The following is a 6,443-nucleotide window of genomic DNA, read 5'->3' as shown; positions in this document are numbered from 1 at the left end:
TCTGGCGCTCGCCCTGGCAGCTTAGCCCGCAGAGTAACCGGATGGGCTACCGCCTGAAAGGGCAGCCGCTGTCGCGTCCCCATACGCGCGAGCTGTTATCCCATGGACTGGTGCCCGGCGTGGTGCAGGTGCCGCATAACGGTCAGCCGATTGTGCTGATGAATGACGCGCAGACCACCGGCGGCTATCCGCGCATCGCCTGCATCATTGAAGCGGATATGTTTCAGCTGGCGCAGATACCGCTTGGCCAGCCGATACACTTTGTCCGTTGCTCGCTCGAAGAGGCGCTGAAGGCACGCCAGGAAAGGCAGCGTTATCTGGAGCAGCTAAGCTGGCGTCTGAATGAGGAAGCGTGAACAACCGCTTGCGGGTTAAGCATATCCTCGCTCAATAATACCGGTGCGGCATCGTGCTGCATCGGTATATTTATTCAGTTATTAAATTCCTCTAATTCTAAACATAAGTATTTCATTATTAATTTATTCTGATTTAGCACATCGCCAGCTTTCATCGGTAGCACTGTGATGGAGACTGTGCTTATATTTTATGCGTCTGATGATAATCCAGGGATGGAAACGATGGCGTTGAAAATTGCAGCGCCGCTTATTGTGTTTCTCGCGTGTGAAACCATCGAGCGGCTGTTTAATCTGGCTGAATATAAAGATATCTATCATGCGATCAATGGTATTATTTTCGCGTGGCTGTTGCTGGCGATTGTGCGCTATTTGCTAACATCACAGGCGGAAAAAGAGACGCCGGAGTTTGCCATTGCCAAGCTCTATAACGCTAAGCCGGTTTACCCGCTGATAACCGACAATGAACGGCGTGCTGCCTGCGCGGAAGCGCTGTATCTGATTGGCGAAACCTCGGTCCATCATGCTTCAATCAGCTACGTAAATTCCCTTGAACAGCTGGATCTGAATAACAACGACGATATTAAAGAAGCTCGTCTGTTAATGAGCACCACATGGAATATCGACTGCGATCGGGCATTACGTAAAACATTGCGTCAGTTAATTACCAGCGCGACGTCGTGTGCGGATATCCCGATGAAAAGCATTGCGGCAAAAGAACGGTATATGACCTTTTTGCAAAATCAGGGGCTACCGTTTCAGGATGTCGATACTTGCCCGATTACCGGCTACGATTTGGTCAGAGCCTCCTGGCTGGCGCGAATTGGCTTTTCGGTAGGGTATATTGACGAGCAGGAAGCCCGCGATTTTTTAAATATTATCGGTGAGCTGATTCAGCAGCAATATTCCTCCTGGGAGCAGCTAACCGCGTCTTATTTGATGATGTACCTGGAGTGGAACGGCGGGCTAAAAGGCGTGCTGGGTGGTCTGCTGTCCGGGCTGGTGGCGAAGGACCGTATCCTGGGTGCCCGGATCCTGCTGGAGGACGCCGCCTCGCCGTTTCGTCACCATGATTTTCCGCTTTATACCTCCTGCCAGGCCGAAATTGCCGCTTGCGTCGGCGGAGCAGGGCGCTCACGATAGTCAGGATGTTGGTTTAGCTGAAGGATATGACCATGCCTGAAGGCCCAGAGATCCGTCGCGCGGCGGATAGCCTGGAAGCGGCAATAAAAGACAAACCGCTCACTGAAGTCTGGTTTGCGTTCCCCGAGCTTGCGCCCTATGCCGCGGAGCTGATCGGTCAGCGTGTGACGCACGTCGAAACGCGCGGCAAGGCGCTGTTGACGCACTTTTCCGGTGGCCTGACGCTCTACAGCCATAATCAGCTGTACGGGGTATGGCGGGTGGTTACGGCCAGCGAAAAGCCGGAGACCACGCGGGTGCTGCGGGTGAGGCTGCAAACGGCGGATAAGGCCATTTTGCTGTATAGCGCCTCCGATATTGAGATGCTGACGGCGCAAACGCTGCAAACCCATCCGTTTTTGCTGCGCGTCGGGCCGGATGTGCTCGATATGACGCTAACGCCGCAGGCGGTGAAGGCGCGGCTGCTGTCGCCGAAGTTCCGTAACCGCCAGTTCTCCGGCCTGCTTTTGGATCAGGCGTTTCTCGCCGGGCTGGGCAACTATCTGCGCGTTGAAATTCTCTGGCAGGTGGGGCTCACGGGAAATCATAAGGCTTCGCAGCTGACCGAGCCGCAGCTTGATGCGCTGGCGCAGGCGTTGCTGGATATCCCCCGGCTGTCGTATAACACGCGCGGTAAAGTGGATGACAACAAGCACCACGGCGCGCTGTTTCGCTTTAAGGTGTTTCACCGCGACGGTGAAGCCTGCGAGCGCTGCGGCGGGATTATCGAAAAGACGATGCTCTCCTCAAGACCATTTTACTGGTGCCCACATTGCCAGAAGTAGTCTGGACGAGGTGCGTCCGCACCGACTCTGGAGATGTCCCGGCGGCGCTGCGCTTAGCCGGGCTACAGGTGATGGTAGCCCGGACGAGGTGCGTTAGCGCCGACTCCGGGGATCGCGATAGTGACCAAAAAAAAGCGCCCAAGGGCGCTTTTTTTACTTCCGGACCCGCAATTATTTCTTGAGGTCGGATTTGAAGTCACGCTGCTCGTAGCCGGTGTACAGCTGACGCGGACGCGCAATCTTCATGCCGTCGGTGTGCATTTCGTTCCAGTGAGCGATCCAGCCGATGGTACGCGCCATCGCGAAGATCACGGTGAACATGGAAGACGGAATGCCCATCGCTTTCAGGATGATACCGGAGTAGAAATCGACGTTCGGGTACAGTTTCTTCTCGATGAAGTACGGGTCGTTGAGCGCAATGTGCTCCAGCTCCATCGCCACTTCCAGCAGATCGTCCTTGGTGCCCAGCTCTTTCAGCACTTCGTGACAGGTTTCGCGCATTACGGTGGCACGCGGGTCGTAGTTTTTGTACACGCGGTGGCCGAAGCCCATCAGGCGGAAAGAGTCGTTCTTGTCTTTCGCGCGACGGACGAATTCTGGAATGTGCTCAACGGAGCTGATCTCTTCCAGCATCTTCAGTGCGGCTTCGTTGGCGCCGCCGTGCGCTGGCCCCCACAAAGAGGCGATACCGGCAGCGATACAGGCGAACGGGTTGGCGCCTGAAGAGCCCGCGGTACGTACGGTGGAAGTGGAAGCGTTCTGTTCGTGGTCAGCGTGCAGGATCAAGATACGGTCCATCGCGCGTTCCAGAACCGGGTTCACTTCGTAGTCTTCGCACGGGGTGGCGAACATCATACGCAGGAAGTTACCGGCATAGGACAGGTCATTACGCGGATAAACAAACGGCTGACCGATAGAATATTTGTAACACATCGCGGCCATGGTCGGCATTTTCGACAGCAGGCGGAACGCGGCGATTTCACGGTGACGCGGGTTATTCACGTCCAGAGAGTCGTGATAGAACGCGGCCAGCGCGCCGGTAATCCCGCACATCACCGCCATCGGGTGAGAGTCGCGACGGAAGGCGTGGAACAGACGGGTGATCTGCTCGTGAATCATGGTGTGGCGTGTGACGGTGGTGGTGAATTCATCGAATTCGGCCTGGCTCGGCTTTTCGCCGTACAGCAGGATGTAGCACACTTCAAGGTAGTTCGAGTCGGTTGCGAGCTGATCGATCGGGAAGCCGCGGTGCAGCAAAATCCCTTCGTCGCCATCAATAAAAGTAATCTTAGACTCGCAAGATGCGGTAGAGGTAAAACCAGGGTCAAAAGTAAAAATGCCTTTTGAACCCAGAGTACGGATATCAAGAACATCCTGACCGAGCGTGCCTTTCAGCACATCAAGTTCAATAGCAGTATCACCGGATAGAGTGATTTTTGCCTTTGTATCAGCCATTTACGGTCTCCTTAGCGCCTTTTTGCTTAAGACTGCCGGATGCCGGATTTGCAATTCAGAATATATTTCGACGCTGCCAGTTTGTTATTTGGCTCACGGCTCTGCTGTAGAGATAAAGCAAGGGTACAGAGCAAAGGGCGCTTGACGGTGCACGTCTAATCTACAGTGAAACAACAGCAAATCAGGGTCTTAGCAATCCAATGATTCAAACCTGAACAAACACTAATAACGTTACAGCCAGGCCAGGTCAACCCAATCACACTGTTACATAACTTATTATCAGGTGAAAGAGTGCCCCCATAACTTTTGAGCATTATATGCTTTTACAGGTGATGGTTGTAACAATAATGTTTAATATTTGTCAAATCACGTGATTAATTTTTAAAAAATTGTTTTAATCGTGAGCGTGATCACTGTTCTGCATAAAACCAGACAAACTATATGTAGGTTAATTGTAATGATTTTGTGAACGGCCTATACTGCCGCCAGGTCTCCGGAACTCCCTGCAATCCCGAGCCACCCAGCGTTATAGCGCGTCGTTTTAGCATCTGGAAGCAGATTTAACCATGACGCGAAGTTATAGAAAGGACGCTGCTTGACCCGCCTGCGGACCGGAGGAAGGAAATAATAAGAACAGCATGTGGGCGTTATTCATGATAAGAAATGTGAAAAAACAAAGACCTGTCAATCTGGATTTGACAACAATCCGGTTCCCTATAACAGCGATAGCGTCCATTCTTCATCGCGTTTCCGGCGTGATTACGTTTGTGGCGGTGGGCATTCTGCTCTGGCTGTTGGGCACCAGTCTCTCCTCTCCGGAAGGCTTCCTGACCGCTTCCTCCATCATGGGCAGTTTCTTCGTTAAATTCATTATGTGGGGCATCCTCACTGCGCTGGCCTACCACGCGGTTGTCGGTATTCGTCACGTGTTAATGGATTTTGGTTATATCGAAGAAACCCTCGAAGCCGGTACGCGTTCCGCCAAAATTTCTTTCGTTATTACTGTCGTGCTTTCAATTCTTGCAGGAGTCCTCGTATGGTAAGCAACGCCTCAGCATTAGGACGCAACGGCGTACATGACTTCATCCTTGTTCGCGCCACCGCCATTGTCCTGACTCTGTACATCATCTACATGGTGGGCTTTTTTGCGACGCACGGTGAAGTCACCTGGGAAATCTGGAGCGGTTTCTTTGCCTCTGCGTTCACCAAAGTGTTCACCCTGCTGGCTCTGTTCTCAATCTTGATTCATGCCTGGATCGGCATGTGGCAGGTGTTGACCGACTACGTTAAACCGCTGGCTCTGCGCCTGACGCTGCAACTGGTGATTGTTGTTGCGCTGCTGGTTTACGTTATCTATGGATGTGTTGTGGTGTGGGGTGTGTGATGAAACTGCCAGTCAGAGAATTTGATGCTGTTGTGATTGGTGCCGGCGGCGCAGGTATGCGCGCGGCGCTGCAAATTTCCCAGAGCGGCCAGACCTGTGCGCTGCTGTCTAAAGTGTTCCCGACTCGTTCCCATACCGTATCCGCGCAGGGTGGTATCACCGTGGCGCTCGGTAATACCCATGAAGATAACTGGGAATGGCACATGTACGACACCGTTAAAGGGTCGGACTATATCGGTGACCAGGACGCCATTGAATATATGTGTAAAACCGGCCCGGAAGCGATTCTGGAGCTGGACCACATGGGCCTGCCGTTCTCCCGCCTGGAGAATGGCACCATCTATCAACGTCCGTTTGGCGGCCAGTCGAAAAACTTCGGCGGCGAGCAGGCGGCACGTACCGCAGCGGCGGCTGACCGTACCGGCCACGCGCTGCTGCACACGCTGTATCAACAGAATTTGAAAAACCACACCACCATTTTCTCCGAGTGGTATGCGCTGGATCTGGTGAAAAACGCCGATGGCGCGGTGGTCGGCTGTACCGCCCTGTGTATCGAAACCGGTGAAGTGGTGTACTTCAAAGCCCGTGCCACCGTGCTGGCAACCGGCGGCGCAGGCCGCATTTACCAGTCCACCACCAACGCCCACATCAACACCGGTGACGGTGTAGGTATGGCGATCCGCGCCGGGGTTCCGGTGCAGGATATGGAAATGTGGCAGTTCCACCCGACCGGTATCGCCGGGGCGGGCGTGCTGGTGACCGAAGGCTGCCGTGGTGAAGGCGGCTATCTGCTGAACAAACACGGCGAGCGCTTCATGGAGCGTTATGCGCCGAACGCCAAAGACCTGGCGGGCCGTGACGTGGTGGCGCGTTCCATCATGATCGAAATCCGCGAAGGTCGCGGCTGCGATGGTCCGTGGGGCCCGCACGCCAAGCTGAAGCTGGACCACCTGGGTAAAGAAGTCCTGGAGTCCCGTCTGCCGGGTATCCTGGAGCTGTCTCGTACCTTCGCCCACGTTGACCCGGTTAAAGAGCCGATTCCGGTTATCCCAACCTGCCACTATATGATGGGCGGTATTCCGACCAAAGGGAGCTGCCAGGCGCTGACCGTGAACGAGCAGGGTGAAGACGTGGTGATTCCTGGCCTGTTCGCGGTCGGCGACATCGCCTGCGTATCGGTGCACGGCGCTAACCGTCTGGGCGGCAACTCGCTGCTGGACCTGGTGGTGTTTGGCCGTGCGGTAGGTCTGCATCTACAGGAATCTATCGCCGAACAGGGCGTGC

Annotated in this window: 6 protein-coding genes and 1 pseudogene; 6 read left to right on the top strand and 1 reads right to left on the bottom strand. The window is 54.4% G+C overall.

Annotation, left to right across the window (positions count from 1 at the left end; translation table 11 throughout):
* From ACK5JN_RS15560 to nei, 3 genes and pseudogenes are all read left to right on the top strand, one after another.
* Nucleotides 1-356 (top strand): annotated as a pseudogene (locus ACK5JN_RS15560) (allophanate hydrolase subunit 2 family protein); the annotation flags it as partial.
* Between the two features lie 222 nt (nucleotides 357-578).
* Nucleotides 579-1,496 carry a DUF1266 domain-containing protein gene (locus ACK5JN_RS15555; RefSeq protein ID WP_416871001.1) on the top strand — a complete coding sequence of 306 codons (918 nt, stop codon included), beginning with the start codon at nucleotides 579-581 and terminating at the stop codon, nucleotides 1,494-1,496.
* A 32-nt stretch (nucleotides 1,497-1,528) separates the two neighbouring features.
* Nucleotides 1,529-2,320 (top strand): endonuclease VIII, encoded by a 792-nt coding sequence (nei, locus tag ACK5JN_RS15550; protein ID WP_416871000.1) that lies wholly within the window; start codon nucleotides 1,529-1,531, stop codon nucleotides 2,318-2,320.
* A 171-nt stretch (nucleotides 2,321-2,491) separates the two neighbouring features.
* Here nei and gltA read toward each other — a convergent pair whose 3' ends face one another.
* Complete coding sequence (gene gltA, locus ACK5JN_RS15545; protein ID WP_416870999.1) at nucleotides 2,492-3,775, bottom strand: citrate synthase; 1,284 nt, start codon at nucleotides 3,773-3,775, stop codon at nucleotides 2,492-2,494.
* A 638-nt stretch (nucleotides 3,776-4,413) separates the two neighbouring features.
* Between gltA and sdhC the strand changes: the two genes are divergently transcribed.
* The 3 genes from sdhC to sdhA all read left to right on the top strand — a co-directional run.
* Nucleotides 4,414-4,818 carry a succinate dehydrogenase cytochrome b556 subunit gene (gene sdhC, locus ACK5JN_RS15540; RefSeq protein WP_416870998.1) on the top strand — a complete coding sequence of 135 codons (405 nt, stop codon included), beginning with the start codon at nucleotides 4,414-4,416 and terminating at the stop codon, nucleotides 4,816-4,818.
* Nucleotides 4,812-5,159 carry a succinate dehydrogenase membrane anchor subunit gene (sdhD, locus tag ACK5JN_RS15535; RefSeq protein WP_416870997.1) on the top strand — a complete coding sequence of 116 codons (348 nt, stop codon included), beginning with the start codon at nucleotides 4,812-4,814 and terminating at the stop codon, nucleotides 5,157-5,159. The genes sdhC and sdhD overlap by 7 nt, the downstream gene beginning before the upstream one ends.
* Nucleotides 5,159-6,443: succinate dehydrogenase flavoprotein subunit (gene sdhA, locus ACK5JN_RS15530; RefSeq protein WP_416870996.1), on the top strand; the 1,285-nt coding region annotated here is incomplete at its 3' end. The genes sdhD and sdhA, both read left to right, overlap by 1 nt.

It is taken from the genome of Kluyvera sp., from assembly GCF_047971185.1.
In the GTDB taxonomy this organism is placed as follows: domain Bacteria; phylum Pseudomonadota; class Gammaproteobacteria; order Enterobacterales; family Enterobacteriaceae; genus Kluyvera.
The sequence above is the reverse complement of the archived record's forward strand: the minus strand, read 5'-3'. Positions and strand labels throughout refer to the sequence as shown.